Here is a 25,003-nt window from a genome sequence, read left to right as displayed (position 1 = left end):
TGTTCAGTCTGAATTGTTCGTCAAATAGACCTTTCGCCTTGTTTTTCATTTCCCTTACTTTGAAAGCAAGTACGCAAATCTTTACCGCTTTTCACTGAGGTTTTTAGAGATGCCCTTAATCGTTAATTCTTAATTCTTAATTTAATAACTTAACGATTTAACCTGTAAGCTTCAAGCTTTCCGCGTCGGGAAATGCACCGTCTTCGACTTTAAACTTTAAACTTTAAACTTTAAACTTTAAACTTTTAACGACTAATCCTACTTCGTTAAATTCCCTCTTCTCAAAGAAGATCGCCAATTAATATCCTCTATCGTTTTTCTAATACTCTTGCCACGAAGACTCGAAGGCTCAAAGTTCCGCAAAGAATGTTTTCCTTAGTGAACCTTCGCGCCTTTGACTTTATGGTCTAAGATCCTTGAAAGTCGATACCATTAAAGGCAAAATGTTTTGGTGTAAATGCCTAAACAATTAGCGATTCTGTAAGCCAACGCGCACCCTTCACTTCCCTCAAGGATCAGCCCGCAAATCGAGTTCCCCTTTAGGGGCCGGGGAGAAGAGTTAATTTGATTATTAAGAATAGTTTCCACTCACAACAAAAGTTTTCCACTTTCCCCCGTTGGAAACGCACCGTCCCCAACTTTAAACTTTAAACTTTAAACTTTCAGCTCTTCAGTTAATCCAGTACAAGAACATAGTCTCCATTTCTTAACCTAGTTCAAGCCCCTAACGTGATCGACAGGCCTACTTTTACGTTATCAATCGTAACAAGATTTAAATATTAAGTTTATGAATAACAGGATATCAGGCATACACCACATCACTGCCATCGCCGGAAACGCAAAACAAAATCATGATTTCTATACACAAGTACTTGGACTTCGTTTGGTAAAGAAGACCGTAAACTTTGATGATCCAGGCACCTATCACTTCTACTTCGGTGATAAAGTTGGAACACCAGGATCTATCCTCACCTTCTTTCCTTGGGAAGGAACACGCCGCGGTAAAGCCGGTACAGGATTAGCAACCGATATCGCCTACAGCGTGCCCGAAGGAAGTCTTGAATTTTGGAATGCACGACTCACACAACTCAACATCCCGATCACAAGCGCAGGTAAACGCTTCGGAGAGAATTATATCTCATTTGAAGATCCCGATGGATTATCCATCACCTTATTGATTCCAAATGAAGTTGATAGTCGTGCACCTTGGACTACCAACGAAGTGACCGAAGCCGTGGCAACAAAAGGATTCCACAGTATTACGCTTACACTACGTGATGGCGCCGATACTGGCAAAGTGTTGACGAACGTTTTCGACTACAAACTCATCGGTAAAGAAGGCAACAGAACACGTTACAGAACGGATGCCATCGACACTGCCGCCGTGGTCGACATCGTTGAGTTACCTCAAGGATCTCCTTCTGTGAATGCCGCCGGAACAATTCACCACATTGCGTTCAGGGTTAAAGATGAAGCGACACTCATGGCGTTCCGTAAACGTGTATTGGACCACGGCTTACGCATCACCGAGAAGATCGACAGAAACTATTTCTTCTCACTCTACTTCAGAGAACCTGGTGGTGTGCTGTTTGAAATTGCGACAGACAATCCCGGCTTCGACGTTGACGAAAGTGTTGATACACTCGGTACATCGCTAAAACTTCCTGCGCAATACGAAGAACATCGCAAAGAAATTGAAGCCGCACTTCCTGTTCTTAGCTAAGACTTAAAAAAAGATCATCATGCACAAAAAGAATATAGTCACTGCAGGCAAAGACATCTCAACAGCAAGTAAAGCCCTGATCATGTTACATGGTCGAGGTGCTACAGCAGAAGACATTTTAAGCCTTGCCAATCATTTACATGTTTCCGACTACGCCTTGATCGCACCACAAGCAACGAACTACACGTGGTATCCTTACTCGTTTCTCGCGCCCGTGCAACAGAATGAGCCATGGCTATCATATGCGCTTGCGTTGATCGAAGACATTGTTGCTGATGTTAACAAAGCCGGAATACCGTCAGACAAAATCTACTTTGCAGGTTTCTCGCAGGGAGCATGTCTGACGCTAGAATTTGTGACACGCAATGCCCAACGCTGGGGCGGCGCCGCTGCATTCACGGGAGGACTGATTGGTGAATCGATCAATCACGCTAATTATAAAGGCGACTTTAAGAACACACCAATATTTATTGGCACCAGCGATCCTGATCCACATGTGCCCGTAGCACGTGTCAATGCAAGTGAAGCCGTGATCAAGAATCTCAAAGCTGATGTAACCGTGAAGGTGTATAAAAACTTAGGACACACCATTGCCAAGGAGGAGATTGATTTGGCGAATAAGATTGTTTGGGGAGGGGACGTTAATCGTTAATGGTTAATCGTGAATCGTTAATCGTGAATCGTGAATCTTTAAAAATTTAATCAACAAATTCCTTCGTGCCTTTGCGTCTTCGTGGCAAGAGAATTGCGGGCCGGCCCTTTAGGGAAGTGAAGGGTGAGCATGGGCTTATAGAATGTTTAATCGTTAATCGTTAATCGTTAATCGTGAATCGTTAATCGTGAATCGTTAATCGTTAAAAATTTAATCAAAAAATTCCTTCGTGCTTTGCGTTTTCGTGACAAGTGAATTAGAAAACGATGGAGGATTTTAATTGCCGATCTTAATTGAGGAGATGGAACTTAACGAAGTAGGATTTATTCGTTAAAAGTTGAAAGATTAAAGTTAATCGTTACAAAGGTGTTCAAAGGGATATCATTGCGGCGGGCCTTTAGGGAAGTGAAAAAAAACTCCTTCAGCTATGGATTTCTTTTCACTCCAGCCCCTAAAGGGGAACTCGATTTGCGGGCGGGCCCGTTAGGGAAGTGAAGGGTGCGCGTGGGCTTATAGAATGGTTAATCGTGAATCGTTAATCGTTAAAAATTTAATTAACAAATTCCTTCGTGCCTTTGCGTCTTCGTGGCAACAAGAAATTTTTGATAGGTACGGGGATTAAATCTCCGTTACTAACACGAGCACTTTCCTTCGCGCAACTGCGTGGTACTTTCCACCCGCCTATCCACCACAATTCGAATTGTAATAATGTACGATTGCCTCAATCTCTCTTCTCCGTAAATCTTTCTGTTCAATACGTTCGCGAAGTGCTGGACAGTCACTGAAATATTCAAGCATGTCTTTCTTCCATCCAAGTGTTCGCGGCTGTTTCAAGGGGCCATCACCTTTTTGAAAGATCAAATTTTCCATCTGATAACTTGTTCCAGGTGTATACCCTCCTCCTGCGCCACCACTAAATCCAGGGGAAGTTTGTGTATAGTAATAGCGGTATAACTTCAGTGGCCCATCGATTTCGATCTTCAAAAATATGCGCTTCGAAGATGAAAATATGTTTCCGCCAATCGTATTCTCACACGAGATCATGCGGACTTCCATGCCTTCATAGTCAAAGATGATCTCATCCGCATCGTCTGGACGGAGCGTTTGCTTTTTCCCTGCCTCATCGTAATAACGAACCTTGAATTGTATGCGCTCAAAATTTGGCTCGTCGTACAGTAACTTCACTTTGATGTCGAACATCACTTGCCGTGATTGACCTTTTGATATAATAGTACCTGGAATCTTACGACCAAAGACTTGAATCGACGCCACGAGCGCAGCAATGATGATTAGGGTTCTCATAATTTCACTACAGATTAAGATCCAAATGTACGTGATTAGTTTTCGAGTTACTAGCTACTATTTCGGGGAATTTCACCTCAGCATGCATCACCAACATCGCTAACACTTGAACAGGGAATGCATGATGATGAATAACACTCAGACTAATAAGTGAAGACTTTTGCAAGATTGACATGCTATCCCTTCGCGTAACTTTCTTTCTTCGCAGAACTTCGCGGCACGGTTCTGCCCCCAACCGCTCACGCACCTGACTTTTCTTTCTTCACTTTCTTCTTCATCGGGAATTCAAATCCAGTGCGGATATTCAACACATCTGCGTATGGACTTTTTCGATCGGGATTGAAGAGACGAAACATAACCATCGATGTACCGCGAACTTTGCCGAAGAAACGGTAGTCTTTCTTAATACCAACAAACGCACCCGCCACCCGTTGGCGATCAGAATAATCACCGCTCGTTCTTTGTATCATCGGCGGTACGGGCGCATTCATCATTTCGAATTCTACACGCAGAGAAAATCCTTTGCCAATTTTATACTCCGCGAAACTACGGATACCATATACGCGTGGCAATGCAGAAAATCCGTCGCGTTTTTTATTGTAAGCAACGCGATGATTCCAGCCAAGTCCCGCAGTGAGTTTACCATTGAAGCGATAACCCGCGGCGGCGTTGAAGTCCACGAGAACATACTCTCCTCTCCCATGCACTTGTAGTGTAAGTGAAGGAATGATTCTTTCGATCAGTGGCTTACCGCGCATTTCGTTCGGACGTCGTTTCGGGATATCACTCAAGCTATTCAAGCTCGAATATTTCTTTTTCAACTTCGCCATCTTGTCCATCGCTTCTTGTAGCACTTGCTCTTTGCCTGCGAAGTGATTCACTGCTTGCTGAACCTGCTGCGTGGCCATCTCTTTCGCTTCTGTTCCATTGGCCGGCATCTGCGGTACATCACCCATCAATGATTTCGCATCGGGTGTAGCCGGCAATCCTGCAGCCTCTGCCGCTTTGCCTTCAAGGGTACCTGGCAAATTGTTAACATCACCCAGTGCCCCCGTGACTTCTTTAATATCGCCTAGCCCTTCCGTTACTTTTCCGAGCTCGCCTACTTTACCGAGCTCACCACCTAATTCACCTACCTTATCCAAACCATTTAAATCAGGAACGTTTCCGATCTCTCCCACCGGCGACGGCACCGTTGTGTTGAATCCATCAAGATTCTTTAGTGGATTATCTGGCAACGACAATTCAGGAATATTTAAATCCTTTACGGGCAGCTGAAACGTCTCCATCTTTTGCGTGACAACTGTCCCCTTAGACTGCAATTCATTTGGCAACCCGAGATCGGCAACACCTTTCGAGGCTTTCTCTTTTAATGCTGTCATTTTTTTATCCAGCGCCGCTATTGCTGCTTTGCGCTTTGTATCGATACTATCGAGTTCATGCGTGACTTTGTCGGTATTCAGATTAAGTGACCGTAAGCTATCCAGCTTGCTTGTAATTTTTGTACGGGATGCGTCGAGCGAGTCCATCTTGGTTTTGTAGCTCGCTTTTAAATGATCAGCTTCACCATAGAAAGATTGCTGGATGGAATCGAGTTGCTGAGATTTCGGATTGACGAGCGACTCCAGTGATGGCGTTAAAATCCGCAATGAATCAGGCACCTGAGCAGACGCACTCAACACGATGAATAACATGAGGATTAACAGCCAACAACGCATGCTGCAAAGGTAGTGAATTTAGGCTAGTGAGCCGGATTCAGTGCTTAAAATTGATGGTATTACTTGTTCAACGAGGCGCTATCAGCGCATCACCCATCACGCGAGTAGTCTGAAGACTAGATTGCTATGTTTAGATCTTCAACTTGTCAGGATTTTGTGTAGTATTCCAGAATGTCAATAGATCGATTGTCTCATCATCAACTATTCTGTAGTACAAAATAATGCGCTCGTGGATTACGCATCGATGTACGTTCTCTTTTGGACTGTGTAATGGATATAATTTCGGATTGGCTCGAATCCACTCAAGAGCTTCTTCCACACGATCAAGAAAGTTGTTTAGTACAAGTATGTCCCACTCTTTAGCAAGGAATTCAATGTTTTGGTTAAACGTTCTCTCAGATTCCGCAGTCCAGTTTATACGCACGATCATGATTTGTAACGCGCTCGGATCTCAGCTATCACAGCTGCATGCTCCCGTACTTCACCTTTTTTCGATTGCTCCAGCCCCCTTGCAATAGATTCTTCAAGGGCTTCATCTTTCTTGATATCCGCCTTCATCATCCCATACATGAGATTTAAAATACGCTCATCGGCATTATTGATAAATTGGTGCAATTCCTCCCTTATCTGTGCTACTCCCATGATGTAATTCCTTTTGATCTAACAAAGATAACGATTTCATGACTTTTTAGTTGAGTTTTTTTACTCCCAAATACACCCGCGATGCCCATTGATCAGGAACCTTACGCTTCACTACACATCCACCATTCACTGTTAAAGGCAGCCGAATATTCGTGACCATCACGCGAGCAGTTGAAGACTGGAATTATCCTAGGTCCAAGTCCCGTTAGCAGCGCGGGGCCATTAGGCACGAATGATTTCGCTGTCATACTTCGTCATTTTACATTCGCAGAATCTGGACAGGCCAACGTTTCTTCACAACATTGAGTGTTGGTGTGGTTTATAAAGGTACCCACAAAAGATTTTACGCTATCTCTAGTCTCGTTTGAGATTTTGTTGTTTAGTACACGATCGCGCATGTCAACTGAGTATAGTTTGAGATACCTATTTTCTGCCTTAAATCTATCGCCGCATATTTCAGATGCTTTTTCAAAATTTTCAGGAGAACCATTATTTCGCATGCAATCACAGTAACGCGCTGCAACTTTTTTAGCATCATAAGCACTATCACACGCCACGAGACTTGTAATTAAAAAGACCAAAATTGGGTATCTCATATTCATCCGATTTAACTGATTCACATCTTGCGCGCTGGGCATGACCGTAGACATTTTTTAAACGTATCTCCGCTTCTTAAATGATGATTTACTCTGATACTCTTAGGCTTCGGCTAAGACCTTGAACCAGTCACTCAAATGGAAGACTTGCACGAGGTGGGTAAATGCCCAATATTAATCATCACCGTCATTGCCCAAAACAAATTTCAATAAAAAATCAACTATCCCTTTACCTAATGCAAGACTTGATAAAACGATGGCTGCATTTGCTAAATCCAGTTTGCTTATTCCTTTCGTAGACGGGGAACTCATCAAAACGAAATACACAACAACTAGGGATATCATTATGATAATGGCGAAGAGCGTTCGACTGACCACTAACAAAAGAAACTTAACTCGCATATCATTCTTAAAAGGTGATATTACGTTAAAATTTTATTGTGGCCTCGAACTTCTTGTTGATGTCATCGCGGTAGATTATCCACGGTACAAAATTTAGTCGCTGTGTGCGGCGGCGCACCACCATCACGTGCTATTCAAATGGAAGACTTGCACGAGGTGGGGGCCTTATGTCATTTCTTAGCTGCCTTAGATTTCTTCCATGTGATATATTCCGGAAGCTCCGTGAGATTCATTAATCCCCCTTCTTCTGGGTTTTCGGGTAAATCATCTACTTCAACATGTTGAACATTTAAAGCAGTAGACTTCTCTCCAAGAATGGAGTCTAAAGCAAGATATGCAGCATTGATAAATTCATTTTCTTTTGAAGGAGCATAGCCCGCTGTGCAAATTCGTAAGCCAAGCATGTCTGGCTCGTCCTCTCTTTCGAGAGGTAAAAACCACGCCTTGCTCGGATCGATTTTTACTCCCTTATACTCAATAACAAAGTTCTCCTGTGAAGGTGGTTTAAATGCAATTACCTTCCAATGTTGCAGTTTAGGGGTTTGGCTGACAAGTTCTTCAACTTTAGAAAAGTAATCGAGATTACCGCCCGCAGTTATAATCAGATCTTGGGTTTCATCAGGATGCCCACCAATCTCAAAATAAAGCTTTGGGGAGTATGCATGAAGTTTATTCAAAAAATCGTCAAGCAATCTCTCCCTTTCCTCTTCACTTTCAATTTGATTCAGGAAAAAGTATTTCGCGCTATTTTTTTCAAACCAATTCCAAAAGTCTTTTGCTGAAGTCATGTCAATTCGTTTTCTTGTTATCTTCCTCAATATATTTTTTACCAGGAGAGTTAACCTTGTTATAGTTATTTGGGTTTTCTACTCCGCCATCCTTCTTAATTCGCTTCGCTTCATCCTTAAATGCTTGACGGTCATTTTTCGCTGGCTTCCATTCTGTCTTCTTAGCTGGGTCTTTGTTTTCTTTTGCTACTCTGTCGGCAGATTGTCTAGCCCTGTCTTCACCTCCCTTACCGTGATACTTTTTACCGCTTTCATGGGTATTCGTATAGGATCCTGTTGCTTTTCCGTTTGACTTACTATCCTTCTCATCACCCGTTGACGTCTTTGTTGAGTTAGCCTTAGACTCTGCTTGTTTAGCCATCTGCTGCCATGCATAAGCTTCTTGCCCCCAAGCTGAAACAGGAGAACTGGCGAATCTAACACCTCCTGAAACTGGAGTGTTTGCAATTTCCTTTATTCCCTCAACAATCTCCTCTCCAAAAACCACAGCTCCGCTAATAAGAGCAGCGAGCGTTACCTCTTCAACTGTTACTGCAACCACAACTCCGACGATTATCAGTTGGGCCTCTAATCCCTCAAGTTCCCTGTATGAAATTAACTTATTCTCGCTAAAAGCATAAACCGAGTTGTGGTAGTAGTCCTCTGCTATCGGATCCACATTAAAAAACCTACCAATATCCGGCATCGCATTTCGCCACTTGAACTGTACCCATCCAAGATTTAACTCATCTTGTCGCTCCTGGTTTTGAAAGGTAATATCATTTGTCAGTTTATTCTCACGCTGATAAGAATTAAACGTCAACCCAAACGGATAATAATCCTCCATCTGAATTACCGGCGACTTCGTGTACTCCACCTTGAACTCATCGAAGTACACCTCGTAAGCATTCTCGCCTTCTTCGTTGGATAGATAAATATACACATAACCAGCTTCTGAAATGGTTACGCTGTCGAGTAAGTGTTCGTGGGCTATGTTTTCGCCTGTCTCACGTGCGGCAGTAGACATCGGCTTGTATCCAGACTTTGACGGAATGAGATTGTAATCTCTATCGTATACTAACCAGTTAAGATATGCTTTCGGTCCGGAATCTGTGTTGTCACCAGTGCCGTTGAGTCCACCTGCGAATGGAAATGATTCGGTGCTGTTTGTGTATCCGCTACCATCTACAACGGTACCGGTAGGGCAAGCGATTCGTCATCTAAACCCAATGCCTGATGCGTAGTTAAGCCAGCCAGCCTAATCCTGCGTAAATATTCTCTGATCGTATTTCTGGACAGTCCCGTAAGTCGTTCCGTGTGCCGGATACTTTGTCCATTGGATTGTAATTCAAATATTCTTCTGATCTGATGCATACGTAATGGTTGTGACATGGAGCGCTAGTGGTTTACTTTTCAAGGTGTAAACCAACGCTTGTCGGCATCAAATCCAAGCTCAAAGGTCGGTCAGATCATTTCCGGAATTCCTGGCCATCAGGTGGGTCAGGTAATTCCCGGAATCTTGCCTCCCAGGGTGGGTCAAACAATTTCCGGAATACCCGGGTCTGACCATTTCCGGAATCGGTGGGTCAACTCATTTCCGGAATCACCCGGGGCACACAATTCCCGGAATTCTTATCAGGTGGGTCAAATGATTTCCGGAATATTCACTCAAAACAAATTTCAATAAAAAATCAACTATCCCTTTACCTAATGCAAGACTTGATAAAACGATGGCTGCATTTGCTAAATCCAGTTTGCTTACTCCTTTCGTAGCCGGGGAACTCATCAAAACGAAATACACAACAACTAGGGATATTATTATGATAATAGCGAAGAGTGTTCGACTGACCACTAATAAAGGAAACTTAACTCGCATATTATTCTTAAAGGGTGATATTACGTTAAAATTTTATTGTGGGCCTCGAACTTCTTGTTGATGTCATCACGGTAGGTTAACCAAGGTACTGAAATTTAGTCGCTGTGTGCGGCGTAGCATCACCATCACGCGAGCATTCTGAAGACTGGAATGATGTTAGGTCCAAGCCCTGCTAGCAGGGCGGCATCGCTAAGATTTGAACCAGGACAATTATGCCGAACACTTTGACGAAAGAGGCTTCCTACACTACCGGAAACACTTGCACTTCTCACGGTTTACATTTGCGCTTAATCCTCGGATCAAACCGAATCTGTAAACCATAGGCCGATTCCTTTTTAATTCGATTTTCAATTGCCGGCTCCCATCCTTCCATTGTTGTTAACACTCGCAACGCTTCCCGATCAAATTTATCGTTAAAACTTTTAACGATGGAAACTTCCTTTGCCCGCCCTGCGGTATCAATGGTCACCTTAACAAAAACAGTTGGGACGATATCCATTGATTCAAGTTCATCAGGAAAATTAAGATTGCAAGCAAGGTACTGTTCTATCGCATCGGAACCACCTGGATAGAATGCCTCACGATCACCCTGCCCTTGCAAAACCAAACTATCAACCCTTTGCTCAATTTTACGAAAGACATCATCTCCGAACTTTTTCTTTATCGCCTGCTCCATGACCTCATTGTAGCACCTTCCTTCTTCAGTTACGACGTCCCCGCCATCGACAACACGTACACCGTATTCATTTTTTAGTATCCGAATCCTTGACGATGACTTTGGGCTAGGCAGCTCGAAAAAAAATAATCCCAATGAATCAGATTTTAAATCTGACTCTGCGCGTTCAAAACCTCGCTTACATTGTTGTTCCGTTTCTTTTACATTGTTCGTACTACAATGCATTAAAATGAACAACGACAAAAGAACTAAAATCTTCTTCATCTTATAATAACAATAGACTTGAACCAGTTCGGGTTCACAAGCTAAGCAAATAAAATATGAATACGAGTGCTAAGAAAAAGCACATTAACGAAATATTCGCTAGGCGTCTATAAAGTTTGTCCCCGCTAAAAACCGGCACTATGCAGAATAAAACAAGCATGAAGAACCGGATTCCGAAATCAATAAATCGATCAACGAAGTTCGAACTCCGTATTGTGCGGCGACGCACCATCACGCGAGCAGTCTGAAGAATCAAATTATGTCAGGTCCAAGTCCCGCTAGCAGCGCGAGCCATCGCTCAGACTTGAACCAGTCACTCAAATGGAAGACTTGCACGAGGTGGGGTCAACTTTCAATCCATTGCTTGAAACGGCCGTCAATCTCCTTTACGATGGTGTAAAAGTTCTCCCAGTTGTCCTTCACATGATAGATAGTCGGAAGATGAGAACATAGTAGCTCAATGTAATCCTCAATATAAAGTGATTTAGAAAAATCTTCATTAAAGTAATATTTGGTAAACTCTATCGCCTCGCTCCGTAAATCGTTCGATTGAAAAAGACCGTCCATCTGATCTTTATAAAAAAAAACGGACGTGACTTCTCTGTTCAAAAACTTATTAATTGAGGTATCATTCTCGTTCATAAACTCTTCTGTAAAGAGTTTTCTATCAAGGAGCCATCCAATGTAGAAGCCAGTGTGAACGTATGCTTGATATGCATTTAAGTCGGCAGGAAAATCCCCACCATAATGCCAGTCTGCTTTGTCGAATACTATTGGCTTTATATTAAGTCCAATATCTGATTTTGTTTGATAATATCCTTTCTGCTCATACTCCGAAACAATTGCTTGAAGTGTTATTTTCGCTTTTTCATTAGTTCCAAGATGGGTCGTTCGCTCGACCGCCTTTAGCCCTTCAATTCCCTCTATCCGTGTCAGTAGATGCCTGTCAAGTTGTAGATGTAGGAATTGTCTTCGCTTGCCTTCTTCCTTTACAAGGTATATATCCATCTCTCATTTTTTTTGACGTTTGACATCCAATTCGTTTGGCTTAATTTGGGCTCCATTGTATTCAGGATACTGCTTGCCTTGAAGAGAACCGCCGTTTTGTTTTAAACTTTTTTGGCCCTTTGACAATTTAGCATTACCCGACTTAACTTCTACCGGATTCACTACTTGTTTTGTTTTAGTATCTACTGTAACATAATCAGGATAAGTTACCTTACCATCCTCTGTCACAACTCTTGGTTTAACAAGTATCTCCTGTCCCTCTTTCAACTCATCTTTCAATTCAGTTTTAACTTTCTCTTCAGCCTTTGCGCCTTGCTCTTTGTTCTTTTGTAGCTGTTCTTTCTTCTTTGTGTTATCGCTACCAGACTCAGATGCTTTTGCCATCTTTCGCCAAATTTGAGCTTCTTGGTTCCAAGCTGAAGCGGGAGAAGTGGCAATCATAGTACCGGAAGCAGGCGCATTTGCGATGTCCTTTAAACCCTCAACAATCTCATCTCCAAAAACCACAGCTCCGCTAATAAGAGCAGCGACCGTTACCTCCTCAACAGTTACTGCAACCACAACTCCGACGATTATCAGTTGAGCCTCTAATCCCTCAAGTTCCCTATATGAAATTAATTTATTCTCGCTAAAAGCATAAACCGAGTTGTGGTAGTAGTCCTCTGCTATCGGATCCACATTAAAAAACCTACCAATATCCGGCATCGCATTTCTCCACTTGAACTGTACCCATCCAAGATTTAACTCATCTTGTCGCTCCTGGTTTTGGAAGGTAATATCATTGGTCAGTTTATTCTCCCGCTGATAAGAATTAAACGTCAACCCAAACGGATAATAATCCTCCATCTGAATCACCGGCGACTTCGTGTGTTCCACCTTGAACTCGTCGAAGTACACCTCGTAAGCATTCTCGCCTTCTTCGTTGGATAGATAAATATACACATAACCGGCGTCTGAAATGGTTACGCTGTCAAGTAAGTGTTCGTGGGCTATGTTTTGACCTGTCTCACGTGCGGCAGTAGACATCGGCTCGTATCCAGACTTTGACGGAATGAGGTTGTAATCTCTATCGTATACTAACCAGTTAAGATATGCTTTCGGTCCGGGGTCTGTGTTGTCACCCGTACCGTTGAGTCCACCGGCGAATGGAAATGATTCGGTGCTGTTTGTGTAGCCGCTACCATCGACAACGGTACCGGTAGGCGCAGTGCCTCCAGCAATCTGACTGACGAGTGTATTCAATGCAGCCGTTCTATTACTCGAATTCGAGTCAATGTATTTTGCATATATACAAATGGAAGACTTGCGCGAGGTGGGTAAATGCCAATGTTAATCATCACCGTCATTGCTCAAAACAAATTTCAATAAAAAATCAACTATCCCTTTACCTAATGCAAGACTTGATAAAACGATGGCTGCATTTGCTAAGTCCAGTTTGCTTATTCCTTTCGTAGCCGGGGAACTCATCAAAACAAAATACACAACAACTAGGGATATTATTATGATAATGGCGAAGAGTGTTCGACTGACCACTAATAAAAGAAACTTAACTCGCATATTATTCTTAAAGGGTGATGCTGCGTTTAAAATTTTATTGGGGGCCCCCGAACTTTTTGTTGATATCATCACGGTAGATTATTTCACGGTACGGAAATTTAGTCACTGTATGACTGTATGCGGCGTAGCATCACCATCACGCGAGCAGTCTGAAGACTGGAATTATCCTAGGTCCAAGTCCTGCTAGCAGCGCGTGGCCGTCGCTCAGACTTGAACCAGCCATTCAAATAGAAGACTTGCGCGAGGTGGTTCGCTGCGCTAAACACTTGAACCAGGCAGTGACAGGAACACTTGGACTAGATGGGGTGGATGCAAAGCCGCCAGTGCCCTTACGTATGGACTGATAAAAACAGACCAATTGTTATTGATGACAACTTATTTCAGGAACTGACCAGTTCTAACAACAGCTTAAAAAAAAATTACCAACGTGCTGACTCGCTCATGCGCCTGAACAAAAAGACTATTCAGCATAAAAAAAAACCAGCGCTGGGCTGGGCTTATTTATCAAATTCCTGTTCGTATAATTTTCCCACTGGACGAAAACTCTATGACATAATCTGTTCCGGTATATCCTTTTCTTGTAATTCCTCGCTTGCCAGAACCGTATCCGATAAATTGAAAATCATAATCAAAACAAATCGGTATTCTCATGCTATTGAATGAATAAAACCGAGTGCTTTTGCTGATGATCTCAAAAATAAAATCCAACGGGCGATCTTTATATGTGCCTATAAAAAGCTGATAGTTACCACAACGTTTCTCAGAATTTACTGTGGACATCCGTAGAAAGAATTTGCTTGATTGATCACTTGCAAGTTGCTTTTCTAAATGCAAGCGGATCGCACGGTCCAACTCCTTATCAAATGTGTATTCAATAGAATCTTGCGCAAATGAGGCGTTACAAGAAAGGAAAATAATTACGTATAAAATTATTCTTTTCATGGCTATTTCTGTCCACTTATAATTTTCAAAGCATCTCTTGCAATATTAAAGCCAGTTGTCCCTGACCCCATAGTCCTACCTACATTATTCTTAATCTTGCCATCAGGCGTTACCCGATGGATAGATTGGGAATCACCTTTACTTCCACTCATTGCATTAACCCCATAAATCGGAATACCGGCATTATTTGAAGTTGTTTTATCTATTGTAGACATAGTGGCCTGGGTAGTCGTCCCTGGGTCATCTGACTCTGGATGGCCGTGAGCTTGAGCTAACAGCACATATGTACCATCACCTGTATAAGTTTCACCTTCAAAACGTTTATACTCAAGCTCAGATCTGCCATTACTACCGGAATTTGACTCATACGAAGTAATTGTTGGTTCTGGCGAATCTATATCCATTACCACATGCATAGTATGTTCTTCGCCATCTACCAGACTGTGATCTGCTACAGCTTGGAGATCAGATTGGATTTGACCTTCATTAACAGTAATCTCAGTACTCGATTCGCGAGCAGAATTGCGATCAGCTTCCGTTGTTTTTTCGCCATTCAATTTAGACTTCACACCATCAACATTTTCTTGTTGAACATATCTAAGCTTATCACCTTGCCCATCATTACCTAGGTACTTCATCTCACCATTAACCAAACCATAATAGTGATCATTCGGTCCCATACCATCAGGATCAATAAATCTAATGGGATTATTAAAACAGTAATTGTACGGACTCCAACGTCTCATTTTTTCTGCCAAAGGGTCTACGACCATCCATCTTGCAATTGCAGGGTCGTACATCCTCGCACCGTAATCATACCATTCGAGATTCAGTTCGTTCTGAAGTTCTTTCCCATTGTACAAATAGTCTTGATTAACTGAGTTCTCTCTCGAATAAGAGTTGTAAGTCAAACCAAACGGATAATAATCCTCCATCTGAATCACTGGCGACTTCGTGTGTTCCACCTTGAACTCATCGAAGTATACTTCGTAAGCATTCTCACCTTCTTCGTTCGATAGGTAAATATACACATAACCGGCTTCTGAAATGGTTACGCTGTCGAGTAAGTGTTCGTGGGCTATGTTTTGACCTGTCTCACGTGCGGCAGTAGACATCGGCTTGTATCCAGACTTTGACGGAATGAGATTGTAATCTCTATCGTATACTAACCAGTTAAGATATGCTTTCGGTCCGGGGTCTGTGTTGTCACCCGTGCCGTTGAGTCCACCGGGAAATGGAAATGATTCGGTGCTGTTTGTGTAGCCGCTACCATCTACAACAGTACCGTTAGGCGCAGTACCTCCTGCAATTTGACTGATGAGTGTATTCAATGTTGCTGTTCTATTACTCGAATTCGAGTCAATGTACTTTGCATATACTCCCATCTTGATTTTATCGCCCGGCATGACGCTGAGCGATTTCGCAAGTCCATAAATCTCATCGCCTTTACCATTCAATCGTTGTGCACCACCCGCAACCGTAGTTGGTGCGCCGCCATTCGTCTTATCGAAAAGATGATGATGAACCAAACGTGCATTGTCATAGCGCAAGAACTGACCGCGTTCCGTTGCTGCGTTAGTGCTCTCGAGCGTAGCCGTTTCAACGGTAGGTTCTTTTTTCGTGGTGAACGTGAGCCTCACATTGCCCAAGTGGTCTTTCATGAAGTATTGATACTCGGGATCTTGCTCCTCCAACTTCGTGATCTCAACTTCATTGAGATACATAATTTCACCGCTGACGGTCACATCCCACACAACGCCTACCTCGAGTGTTGTTTTGTTCGCTGGTATGGTTACAATCTGCTCAACCCACGATTCTGCCGCCGCACTCGATGACAATTTTACGCCAGGCCAATTTAAGTCCGTGCCATTTGTTTTGATTAACAGGTATGCATCTTTCGTGTTTGCACGATAGCCCTTCACACGAATCTTATAACGCTCTCCTCCTGCTACAGGAATTGCGCCACCGATTGGGAATACGCCCGTGCGCGCTGTTGTTCCTGACGCGGTGATCTTGATATACTTTTCTGTTCCATTTAACGTGGCGGTCTCTAACGTTGCATTCACGGCCGTCATCGAAGTTGTAACTTCACCATGATCTTCATAGATCAGTTTTGTGCCACCCACTACGATACGTCCTTCTTCGTGATTGATGAACTGTAATGCGTTGTTCTCGTAAATAAATTCACCGGCATAGTCGGTTTGTTTTGCATTGCTGCCAGAGGCTACAACTTGACAAAGTTTTCTACCCGTGGCATCGTAGATGTAGCGAATCGTATTTCCGCCTTTCGTTACGGTCTCCGGGAGGTTTAACAGGTTGTACGTAATTCCGCTCGCATTAATTCCTTTGTTAAGATCTTGCGTCATGTTGCCGTTGGCGTCGTACGCGTAGTCATTACTTGTGCCTGGACTTCCATCAACAAAACCCTTATAGTCATTCCCCCCATCAACGACACGATAAAGTCTATTGCCAGCCTGCCCACTCGCGTCGGTGTACTTGTAATCAAGACTATCCATGAATCCAGAAACGTTCTTATCGAACCTTACAAGTTTTTTGATGTTGCCATTCAAGTCATAGACCAATCCACGCTCATCAAAACCATTGTTTGATGGATCGGCCCATGACGTAGTTTTCTCCTTGTAATATGATCCTGCCAACCGGTTCATCGCATCATAAGAGAATGTATACCCTTTCTCTTTTGTCTCGCCGGCGTAATTGCTCCATTTGATACCGCCGATATTGCCATTGTACATGGCGTGATTTCCAAGTTCGTTGTCAACCTTATCGTATGAGAGGTTCATGCCGAAAAGGTCGGTTGCATCGTCATCATTCACACCGGTCTCAGACGTTAACGATGCGTTGTTGATGGAGGTGAGCCATCCACGAATATTGTATCGCATATCAACCGACTGATGCGCATCCGTTGCGTTCGCAGTTGTACTGTGTAGCTTCTTGTCTACGAGTTGACCGAGTTCATTGTATTCGTTTTTCGCGAGCAGTATAGCATCAAGCGTATCGTATTGGTGCCATACATGCGTGAGTCGTCCGGCGTGGTCGTATTCGAAAGTGCGAATGGTGCTGTCCGTAAGCATCGAAAATGAAGATCTCACATTTGTTAATGTACCGCTGATCGTACTCAACGCCGCATCAACGATTAGTGATGATGTCGTCGCGGTCAAGGGAGAATCAATAATCTTAGCATTATTTTTATAATACGTCACCTTATTTCCAACGCGCTCGATTCTGATCACATCGCCAGCAATACAAGTACCATTCCACGGATTGGGATTACCTGACTCATATATCTTCAACGAGTTTAAAGATGAATTAAAATAGACGCAGTAGTTGATAGACGTGTAATTCTGATTGGGATCAGCAGTAGCCAATCCAATCATTCTATTGCTATTCGCCTCGCTCACCACAACTTCCATCCAACCATCTGTATTAGCTGGAAGCGCCTCCACTGAAGAAGCACCGGAAGTACCCCAGCTTCCTGAGACTGTTCTAATGAGTTTATTTCCTTCCACTTTTGCACCAACTATATTTTTCCATGTTATATCACGTGTCGTGTGTACATTCTTTGTCTTCAGAACCTTTCCGACAAAGTCATATAATTGTGTGGTGCGATCTGTACCACTCTTGTAGTTATCTGCTACAGTTTGAATCACACGATATTTATCATCGTAATAATTCAATGTCTTCAACCACGTGTAACCACCTGAAATGGTCGACGAAACGTTGCCGTCAAGTACTTTTACTTTCGTACCTGTAACCTGGCCAACGATACGATTGTTTGTAACTATAGGTTGCGAATAGGTAACACCGTTTACGAGTTGTATTCATGTGATGATTCGATTGCAGGTATTTGCCGGAATCAAATTAGAAAGTAGTTGCAGGATAGATTTGTCGTAACCACCCGAGCAAATGCGTTAGCGTAATTATTTTACAGGCAGGACGTCTTCAATATTATTCACACTTCTCTTCGGAAGCTCTTCAAGCACAAGCGTGAGCCAACTCACCGGTTCGATCCGGTTCACTTTTCAACTTGCAAGCAAAGAATATATCATCGCTATTCGCTGCCCTGGTTCATCATTCGTCCTTACTCACTCCTGCTAAACTAATGATTTAATACCACGGTTGAGTAATCAGCACTTAACACAGACAGTTTTCCTTTCGTAATTAAAAATCGCATTGAATATCGAATGTAAACTTATAACTATCGTTCAATGTAAATTGGAACGAGTTCGGGACCTTTGTGATTTTGTCGCGGACCCTGATCTTTTCAAAATCCTTATTGTTCGAATCTGGAATCAACAGCAATATGTATTTCTTATTCCCATCCACTAAGACAACAGTCTCCGTCGCATGGTTTAACGTGTCGATAAATTTTTCTATTACCATACCTGACTTAATTTCGGAATGGAAAAGATCCTCGTGCTTCTTGCAAAGACTGTTGCTCGGTTTTACTGACAATAACATAACGATCATGCCAAGTATAACCAAGATCATGAAGTAGAGCATTGAATTCTTTATAGTCATTTGTGGAAATTGGTACTACTCATTTGATAAATCACCCCGACGTCAGTAGGAGCAGGAATGGCGACGAATGGCGAGTAGGAGGTATCGAAGTTTTTTTTGATATCGATGCCGTATTGATCTTTGGCTAACTCAATCATTTTCTCAAGGAAATCAATATTGAGCTGTTTCTGACCCACGATACGCTCAAGGTCAGAAATACGCTTCTGCATCTCCTTCAACTTCTGCTTACTATTATCTGCCATCTCGACAACTCTTATTCTACGTTTATTATACGCAGAAAATTTATAAATCCATCGATAGATGATGACACTCTGGATCTGATAAAGTTTGGATAGTTCCAGCACCGAGAGCTGGCCTGATTCATACTCCTTCACACAAGATTTTTTGAATTCTTCTGTGAAAGTTCGATTCGTTTTTACTGTGATTTTCTTTGTCATAAGTTAACCAATTGTGGTCAACCTATATCAGGGACGGGCAACTTGTCGATTGTCGATTGACTTGAACGCTTGCATTCACCACGTCAGCACCCCAACACATGAACACGACACATTTCTTGAACACTTTAACACTCGAACACTTGACACTGGATTAGGTTCGAGTTTCGAGCTGCGAGAAGTTATCGGTTATCTGTTGTCGTTATCAGTAATAGCTTCGAGTCTCTAAGTTGTTTCAGTTTCACCGGGTTTAAACCCGGTGAAACTGTTTAAGCTAGCTTCGAGCTACTACAAGTTATCGGTTATCTGTTATTTGTTATCAGGATTTACTTGAACGCTTGCATTCACGTCAACACATTCCCTGAATACTTTAACACTTGAACACTGGATTAGGTTCGAGTTTCGAGCTGCGCGAGGTTATCGGTTATCTGTTATCAGGATTTACTTGAACGCTTGCATTCACGTCAGCACCCCAACACATCAACACGACACATCCCTTGAACACTTGAATTGAACGTCAACACAAAAAAAAGGCGCAAGTATCACTACTCACGCCAATTTGTGTTACCATGGTTACATCCTAATCAACATCCCACCACAGTGGTGTTCCGCCGGTGTCGGCTCCCATTTTGCTTACGATGCGATTGATCGCTGCTCTGTTCGTAGCGTATTCGTTCGAGGTGAAGGGAAGACGCTTGATGAATCCTGGTATTTTTCCGCCGCTGTTGTTTACAATCACCGGGTATAGAATAGGATATCCTGTTCTTCGGAATTCACTCCATGCTTCTTGTCCTTCGGGATACATGGCGATCCACTTTTGGGTGATGATGCGTTCAAGTTTCTCATCATCATCAGCCGCGTCATCCCATTTGATGGTGATATCCGCAAGGTATTGACTTGCTCCTTTGATATCATTCTGGCCAGGTGTTACGGCTTTTGGATCGAGGTATTCGGCAGGTGTGCTTTCGTCGTCATTCAAATAGTCTGTGAGTTCACTGGACACACCGTGTTGCGCGAAAGAAACTGAAACGCCTTGTTCGTAGTTATCACCCATTGTACCTGCGTTATTCCATCCCCGAAGTGCCGCTTCTGCTTTTAAGAACCATACTTCTGCTGCGGTCATCAGCAAGATCTTATTTCCAAAAGTGATGAGTTTCGAATATCCTTCGTAGCGAGATTTTGCATCGATATTAATTCCTTGACGAATACCAATATACTCTCCTGCTACGGCAGCATCTGTCGCCGGTAGCGCGTACTTCGGAAGACGCGGGTCGTTGTAACCTTTCATGTACGACGCGAGTGGTGCACCAAATCTGATGTCGGCCCACTCTGTGTTGAATACATTCAACGGGTGATTATTTGCTTCGAGATCGACATTGAAATTGCCATCGTTTGTTTCGATGAGTCCCGCTTCGTGTGCAAGTGCCGCCTCTCCTTCTGCGATGGCTTTTTGTGGTGCTACATCAGCAAGACGCATCGCTAATCGAAGGCGAAGCGAATTGGCAAAACGTAGCCACTTCTCATAGTTTCCGCCATACACTAAATCAGATTCCGCAAATAACGCCGAGGGTGTTTTGCCAACCATGGGTGTAAGAATATCGATGGCTGTTTTTAAATCTGCGAAGAAAGCATTGTACGCTTCTTCTTGTGTGTCGTAATCCACCGTACCATCATCGTTGATGACGCCGAACTTGGTGTACACGATTGGCCCGAACACATCACTCACACGATGCAGCGATTCTACCTTGATAATTTTCGACATCGCATACACATCTTGTTTTGTCGGGACGTTTAGTGTACTGTCTTCAACTTTTTTGAGACCAGTCAAAACAAAATCATACGCTGGATCAAACGCATAAGCATTCCATCCATCGACGAGCGCGTACGTCATGTTGTTGGAGTTTCCTTGAAATGGTGTTGGCGACATCATGTATCCGCTGTAGATATCGGCGTTCAGATTTTGTTGCACTTGAACATACCACGCTGGATTAAATACATAGATACTCCGTTGTGCGAGTTTCAAGTTTCCTTTGATCAAGTCGTTGATCGCGACTGTTTCACTCAACTCACGTTCGGTGATACCATTCGGGTTGGTGTTAAATTCTTCAAACCTGTCGGTGCACCCTGCCGCCATACCGACGAAGGCAACGATGCTTAATATTTTACAGAATAAATTATTTTTCATGATTTCATTTTTTGAGTTTAGAACGACGCTTTCAAGTTCAAACCAATAGAGCGTGTTGATGGCAAAGCAAATGCATCTACGCCTTGTACACCTACACCTGTGCTCATCGACAATTCAGGATCGAAAGGTGCTTTGTTCGTGAAGAAGAAAAGATTTCTTCCGATGAGGGAAATCTTGAGATCTCTGATGACGCCGATCTTTGTTGGAAAACTATATCCCAGTGAAAGTTCACGTAGTCTGACATTGGTAGCGCTGTACACATAATGTTCAGAGATACCTGCTCTTCCACCAGCAGTCTGATAGAAAGTTTGCGCAGGGAGAAGACCTTCAAAATCTCCGCTTGTTGTTGCTCCTCCATCGAGTGTTACCACGGCAGGAATATTAACACCTCCCGCATTCCGTGCATCAGCGGTAGTTTTAGAAACACCTGCTTGATCTAACAATGCCTCGGTCATACTCATCACCTGGCCACCGAAGCGTCCATCGACAAGAATGTTGAGCGTAAAGTTTTTATAGGTCAGTGTATTGTTCCATCCTACAACTGCCTTAGGCTGCGGGTTTCCGACGTATTCCAATGGCCCACCTGCAGCGAGTGGTTTACCGCTATTATCGACCACGATCTTACCGTCTTTTCTAAGGAATTTTCTACCGTAGATATCGCCAAAGCTTCCGCCTTCAGTAAGATAAAAACCATAAGAGTTCACACCTGGCGCGCTAATCGCAAATGATCCATCGGCCAATGGAATGCCAGTCACTGTGTTTCTATTCGCGGTAAAGTTTATTCCTGTGTTCCATTGCAATGATCCATTTTGTAGAACGTCGACGTTAAGCGCAGCTTCTATCCCTTTATTTTGAACATCACCGACGTTTATACCGAAGCGTTGATAGCCTGTTGTCTTCGATGCATTCAAGTTGAAGAACTGGTCGGTATTGTTGATTTTGTAGAATGTAAGATCCAATGCTAAACGATCGTCGAGGAAACGGATTTCAGTTCCCAGCTCAAGCGACTTTTGTTTCTCCGGCTTGAGTTCATACTTCGCATAGTATTCAGGCAACACTTGGTTTCCTGCATTGAAGGTGTACGTCGATGACGTCATGTATGCAGGAAGTCCATTTCCGATTTCAGCATACGACGTGCGTATCTTCGCAAAGCTGATAACTTCTGGAAGTTGTGTGAGCTCAGATATAATCACATTCAAGCCACCTGAGAAGTAGAAAAAACCTGAATTCATCTTGGATGTAAATGCAAGTGAAGATGACCAGTCGTTGCGCGCAGTAAGATCGAGGAAGATAGCCTTCTTGTAATCGAACGAGACGGAACCGAAGAGACCTGCTGTTTGCACTTCAGAGCCTACAGTCTTCAGCGCGGTGAGTGACGTTGATGGAACCACAGCACCTAATGTGAAGACGTTTGCTGATACGAGTCCATCACCTGAACCTTTAGAATCTAAATTTTGCTGCGTGAATTGTTCATAGCGTAGTGCTGTACCCAACGTACCGGTTATGCCAAAGTTATCGGTAAGACTTTTCTTTGCTGTGAGAATCGCATCGCCATAAGCGACCATGCTATGTCCTTCTTGCCAAATGAAACGTCCGTTTTTATCGGTTAATGTTCCTTGCGTAGTAGCATAAACCTTTTGCTCGAATTTATCGGCGATATCACTCACGTTACCACGTACCTGCAAAGCAAAAACATCATTGAACTTATAATTCAATCCGACAGAGGCGAAAACATTTCTTCGTGTCAGGTCAGCGGCATTTCTATTGAGAATCCAATACGGATTTTGCTGATTGTCTTGACCTACTTTCGGCTCCGGCTTTGCATCCACGTCGATGTTCCACCACTTCTGCGCATAGATCAATCTTGATGGCGAAAAATATTCGAACTGTTTATACTGATCGAAGTTTAGTCCACGTGGAAACATGTACAAGCCCGTGAGCGGATTGAAATAAAATCCACCGGCCATCCTGTTGTGATTTTTCTGCAACCCCAAGATCACATTGCCGTCGATAGAGAATTTGCTATTGATGTTAACCGTTTGACGGTAGTTCAACGTATGTTGTTTAAAATCTGAAGTCGGCAGAATTCCCTGGTTGTTGGTGTTCGAATATGAGAGATATGTTTGTGATTTCTCCGTACCGGTGGAGATGCTCACGCTGTTAATCCACGTAGTCCCGGTGTCGAAGAATTTCTTAACGTGATCTTTACTAGAACCTTTTTGTCCCCAACTATCCGTTGCATCGGTAGCGGTTTGAAGATATTCATACTGAAGCTCCGGATAATACATAGGCTTATCGATGGTGAAGTTTGAGGAGAAGTCAACCTTCGTAGCACCTGCCTTACCTTTTTTAGTCGTAATGATGATTACACCGTTTTGACCGAGACTACCATACAACGTAGAGGCTGCTGCGCCTTTAAGAACAGAAGTGCTTTCGATGTCGGCGGGATTGATCATACTCAACACATCACCGCCATCACGACCTGCCCAGATTTCGGTTGTCTGTGTACTGTTTGCAGAGGCGATGGGTACGCCATCAATTACGATGAGGGGTTGATTATCGCGCGTCGACTTCTGACCCCGCAAAAGAATTCTGACGGATCCACCTACACCGCTTGAGCTACGGTTGATCACTAGGCCTGGGACTTTTCCCGTGAGACCGTTAATGAAGTTAGCATCCTTGGCAACGTTAAGTTTATCACCGTTGACTTGTTGCATCGAGTATGTCAACGTCTTAGAATCTTTTTCGATACCAAGCGCGGTGACAACAACTTCGTTTAGTGCAGTGATGTCTTCTTGTAGCGTAACGTCCAACGAAGTTTTATTGAGTACAGGGACCTCGATGGTAGCAAAGCCAATAAAAGAAACAACGAGTACAGCAGATGCTGGATCTGCCGGTGTGATGGTGTAGCGACCATCGGTGTCGGTGGTTGTGCCGAGGGTTGTTCCTTTGATGATGACTGATGCTCCTGGAATAGGAGAACCATCGGCCGACGAGGAGACTTTGCCCGTCACCGTTTGACCGTAGACCGTGGCGCTGGTGAGCAGAAGGCACAGCAATGCTACGATCTTAAAAGTAGATCTTTTCATTTGAGATTGGGTTAGGTTTAAACTTTGTTCGTGCATGGATCACCGCCGGATGGAAGGGTGAAAGATGCACGATGAAGATAAACGATATTACCATACGAGAACAATCATGTTTACGCGCACACAAGTAATGTGTTCGAACACATAAGGCTACTAAGATGAATGGCGCTCGAGGATGTTATAGCTCGCTGGAACAGTATGGGCTACCGTGTTAAGGCATCTTTATAGCTTGGCTTGATGGTCTTCTCGACGTACTGAGACAAGGGCTACTGGCTAGCGCGCTGCGACCGAATTTCGAAAGATAGGCGTGAAATTATGGGCTACGTTGAACATCATGATCGGACATCAAAAACTGTCGGTAAAATGCACCCGCCGTGAACGAGATTTGGTGGGCTACATTTGCCACAAAGAGATGAACAGCAATATCATCGACGGGCTACTAAAAAACTGTCAATAATTTTCAGATTTTTTTTCGTGTGCTTTTCAAAAAGATAGTCCGATGCCGTTAGGCATGAAGAACACCGGAAACACTTATTACCTGGTTTTTCAGGTTAATGGAATGTGTTGACGTGTTGACGTTGAATGCAAGTGTTCGAGTGTTCGAGTGTTAAAGTGTTCAAGGAAATACAGATCA

At 43.3% G+C, this 25,003-nt stretch carries 21 protein-coding genes; 2 read left to right on the top strand and 19 right to left on the bottom strand.

What is annotated here, in order from left to right; translation table 11 throughout:
- Positions 1 to 787 precede the first annotated feature (787 nt).
- Positions 788 to 1,723, top strand: coding sequence for a ring-cleaving dioxygenase (locus DQQ10_RS20535; protein WP_112748798.1), 936 nt, complete (start codon positions 788 to 790; stop codon positions 1,721 to 1,723).
- 19 nt (positions 1,724 to 1,742) lie between these two features.
- The gene (locus tag DQQ10_RS20530; protein ID WP_112748797.1) at positions 1,743 to 2,375 is read left to right on the top strand and encodes an alpha/beta hydrolase; all 633 of its coding nucleotides are present in this window, start codon (positions 1,743 to 1,745) and stop codon (positions 2,373 to 2,375) included.
- A 681-nt stretch (positions 2,376 to 3,056) separates the two neighbouring features.
- Here the strand turns inward: DQQ10_RS20530 and DQQ10_RS20525 are convergent.
- The 19 genes from DQQ10_RS20525 to DQQ10_RS20435 all read right to left on the bottom strand — a co-directional run bounded on the left by DQQ10_RS20525 (position 3,057) and on the right by DQQ10_RS20435 (position 24,372).
- Positions 3,057 to 3,677: a hypothetical protein gene (locus tag DQQ10_RS20525; protein ID WP_112748796.1), complete on the bottom strand. Its 621-nt coding sequence runs from the start codon at positions 3,675 to 3,677 to the stop codon at positions 3,057 to 3,059.
- A gap of 239 nt (positions 3,678 to 3,916) precedes the next feature.
- The gene (locus tag DQQ10_RS20520) at positions 3,917 to 5,395 is read right to left on the bottom strand and encodes a hypothetical protein (protein ID WP_133259709.1); all 1,479 of its coding nucleotides are present in this window, start codon (positions 5,393 to 5,395) and stop codon (positions 3,917 to 3,919) included.
- A 130-nt stretch (positions 5,396 to 5,525) separates the two neighbouring features.
- Entirely contained in the window at positions 5,526 to 5,825 is a 300-nt protein-coding gene (locus tag DQQ10_RS20515; RefSeq protein ID WP_112748794.1) for a type II toxin-antitoxin system RelE/ParE family toxin, read from the bottom strand.
- On the bottom strand, positions 5,822 to 6,037 hold the full coding sequence (locus DQQ10_RS20510; RefSeq protein ID WP_112748793.1) for a hypothetical protein: 216 nt from the start codon (positions 6,035 to 6,037) through the stop codon (positions 5,822 to 5,824). The genes DQQ10_RS20515 and DQQ10_RS20510 overlap by 4 nt, the downstream gene beginning before the upstream one ends.
- A 101-nt stretch (positions 6,038 to 6,138) precedes the next feature.
- Positions 6,139 to 6,285 (bottom strand): hypothetical protein, encoded by a 147-nt coding sequence (locus DQQ10_RS28010; RefSeq protein ID WP_165824032.1) that lies wholly within the window; start codon positions 6,283 to 6,285, stop codon positions 6,139 to 6,141.
- A gap of 6 nt (positions 6,286 to 6,291) precedes the next feature.
- On the bottom strand, positions 6,292 to 6,633 hold the full coding sequence (locus DQQ10_RS20505) for a hypothetical protein (RefSeq protein WP_133259708.1): 342 nt from the start codon (positions 6,631 to 6,633) through the stop codon (positions 6,292 to 6,294).
- Between the two features lie 572 nt (positions 6,634 to 7,205).
- A complete protein-coding gene (locus tag DQQ10_RS20495) occupies positions 7,206 to 7,823 on the bottom strand; it encodes a hypothetical protein (protein ID WP_112748790.1) in 618 nt (205 codons plus the stop codon).
- Position 7,824: 1 nt separating this feature from the next.
- Positions 7,825 to 8,829: an RHS repeat-associated core domain-containing protein gene (locus DQQ10_RS20490; RefSeq protein ID WP_112748789.1), complete on the bottom strand. Its 1,005-nt coding sequence runs from the start codon at positions 8,827 to 8,829 to the stop codon at positions 7,825 to 7,827.
- 158 nt (positions 8,830 to 8,987) lie between these two features.
- Complete coding sequence (locus DQQ10_RS27770; protein ID WP_133259707.1) at positions 8,988 to 9,194, bottom strand: hypothetical protein; 207 nt, start codon at positions 9,192 to 9,194, stop codon at positions 8,988 to 8,990.
- A gap of 752 nt (positions 9,195 to 9,946) precedes the next feature.
- Entirely contained in the window at positions 9,947 to 10,354 is a 408-nt protein-coding gene (locus DQQ10_RS28005; RefSeq protein WP_165824030.1) for a TonB family protein, read from the bottom strand.
- A gap of 609 nt (positions 10,355 to 10,963) precedes the next feature.
- Positions 10,964 to 11,626, bottom strand: coding sequence for a DUF7832 domain-containing protein (locus DQQ10_RS20475; protein WP_112748786.1), 663 nt, complete (start codon positions 11,624 to 11,626; stop codon positions 10,964 to 10,966).
- Between the two features lie 3 nt (positions 11,627 to 11,629).
- Positions 11,630 to 12,868, bottom strand: a complete 1,239-nt coding sequence (locus DQQ10_RS20470; protein WP_112748785.1) for an RHS repeat-associated core domain-containing protein — start codon at positions 12,866 to 12,868, stop codon at positions 11,630 to 11,632.
- An 819-nt stretch (positions 12,869 to 13,687) separates the two neighbouring features.
- Positions 13,688 to 14,125, bottom strand: coding sequence for a hypothetical protein (locus tag DQQ10_RS20460; RefSeq protein ID WP_112748783.1), 438 nt, complete (start codon positions 14,123 to 14,125; stop codon positions 13,688 to 13,690).
- Between the two features lie 2 nt (positions 14,126 to 14,127).
- Positions 14,128 to 17,829, bottom strand: a complete 3,702-nt coding sequence (locus DQQ10_RS28145; RefSeq protein WP_221409762.1) for an RHS repeat-associated core domain-containing protein — start codon at positions 17,827 to 17,829, stop codon at positions 14,128 to 14,130.
- Positions 17,830 to 18,063: 234 nt separating this feature from the next.
- On the bottom strand, positions 18,064 to 18,162 hold the full coding sequence (locus DQQ10_RS28445) for a hypothetical protein (RefSeq protein WP_394341991.1): 99 nt from the start codon (positions 18,160 to 18,162) through the stop codon (positions 18,064 to 18,066).
- 142 nt (positions 18,163 to 18,304) lie between these two features.
- Complete coding sequence (locus tag DQQ10_RS20450) at positions 18,305 to 18,664, bottom strand: hypothetical protein (RefSeq protein ID WP_112748782.1); 360 nt, start codon at positions 18,662 to 18,664, stop codon at positions 18,305 to 18,307.
- Entirely contained in the window at positions 18,661 to 19,101 is a 441-nt protein-coding gene (locus DQQ10_RS20445) for a transposase (protein WP_245970483.1), read from the bottom strand. Before DQQ10_RS20445 ends, DQQ10_RS20450 begins: the two co-directional genes overlap by 4 nt.
- 577 nt (positions 19,102 to 19,678) lie before the next feature.
- Positions 19,679 to 21,283: a SusD/RagB family nutrient-binding outer membrane lipoprotein gene (locus DQQ10_RS20440; RefSeq protein ID WP_112748781.1), complete on the bottom strand. Its 1,605-nt coding sequence runs from the start codon at positions 21,281 to 21,283 to the stop codon at positions 19,679 to 19,681.
- Positions 21,284 to 21,300: 17 nt separating this feature from the next.
- A complete protein-coding gene (locus DQQ10_RS20435) occupies positions 21,301 to 24,372 on the bottom strand; it encodes a SusC/RagA family TonB-linked outer membrane protein (protein WP_165824029.1) in 3,072 nt (1,023 codons plus the stop codon).
- Positions 24,373 to 25,003: the final 631 nt, after the last annotated feature.

Source organism: Pseudochryseolinea flava (assembly GCF_003286915.1).
Taxonomy (GTDB): Bacteria; Bacteroidota; Bacteroidia; order Cytophagales; family Cyclobacteriaceae; genus Ohtaekwangia; species Ohtaekwangia flava.
Note: the sequence above shows the minus strand (reverse complement) of the source record. Positions and strands in the feature narration are given on the sequence as shown.

Bases quoted from the DNA above. Each gene is read 5' to 3' on its own strand.
- DQQ10_RS20535 (WP_112748798.1), top strand. From the start codon at position 788: ATGAATAACAGGATATCAGGCATACACCACATCACTGCCATCGCCGGA.
- DQQ10_RS20530 (WP_112748797.1), top strand. From the start codon at position 1,743: ATGCACAAAAAGAATATAGTCACTGCAGGCAAAGACATCTCAACAGCA.
- DQQ10_RS20525 (WP_112748796.1), bottom strand. From the start codon at position 3,677: ATGAGAACCCTAATCATCATTGCTGCGCTCGTGGCGTCGATTCAAGTC.
- DQQ10_RS20520 (WP_133259709.1), bottom strand. From the start codon at position 5,395: ATGCGTTGTTGGCTGTTAATCCTCATGTTATTCATCGTGTTGAGTGCG.
- DQQ10_RS20515 (WP_112748794.1), bottom strand. From the start codon at position 5,825: ATGATCGTGCGTATAAACTGGACTGCGGAATCTGAGAGAACGTTTAAC.
- DQQ10_RS20510 (WP_112748793.1), bottom strand. From the start codon at position 6,037: ATGGGAGTAGCACAGATAAGGGAGGAATTGCACCAATTTATCAATAAT.
- DQQ10_RS28010 (WP_165824032.1), bottom strand. From the start codon at position 6,285: ATGACAGCGAAATCATTCGTGCCTAATGGCCCCGCGCTGCTAACGGGA.
- DQQ10_RS20505 (WP_133259708.1), bottom strand. From the start codon at position 6,633: ATGAGATACCCAATTTTGGTCTTTTTAATTACAAGTCTCGTGGCGTGT.
- DQQ10_RS20495 (WP_112748790.1), bottom strand. From the start codon at position 7,823: ATGACTTCAGCAAAAGACTTTTGGAATTGGTTTGAAAAAAATAGCGCG.
- DQQ10_RS20490 (WP_112748789.1), bottom strand. From the start codon at position 8,829: ATGTCTACTGCCGCACGTGAGACAGGCGAAAACATAGCCCACGAACAC.
- DQQ10_RS27770 (WP_133259707.1), bottom strand. From the start codon at position 9,194: ATGTCACAACCATTACGTATGCATCAGATCAGAAGAATATTTGAATTA.
- DQQ10_RS28005 (WP_165824030.1), bottom strand. From the start codon at position 10,354: ATGGAGCAGGCGATAAAGAAAAAGTTCGGAGATGATGTCTTTCGTAAA.
- DQQ10_RS20475 (WP_112748786.1), bottom strand. From the start codon at position 11,626: ATGGATATATACCTTGTAAAGGAAGAAGGCAAGCGAAGACAATTCCTA.
- DQQ10_RS20460 (WP_112748783.1), bottom strand. From the start codon at position 14,125: ATGAAAAGAATAATTTTATACGTAATTATTTTCCTTTCTTGTAACGCC.
- DQQ10_RS20450 (WP_112748782.1), bottom strand. From the start codon at position 18,664: ATGACTATAAAGAATTCAATGCTCTACTTCATGATCTTGGTTATACTT.
- DQQ10_RS20445 (WP_245970483.1), bottom strand. From the start codon at position 19,101: ATGACAAAGAAAATCACAGTAAAAACGAATCGAACTTTCACAGAAGAA.
- DQQ10_RS20440 (WP_112748781.1), bottom strand. From the start codon at position 21,283: ATGAAAAATAATTTATTCTGTAAAATATTAAGCATCGTTGCCTTCGTC.
- DQQ10_RS20435 (WP_165824029.1), bottom strand. From the start codon at position 24,372: ATGAAAAGATCTACTTTTAAGATCGTAGCATTGCTGTGCCTTCTGCTC.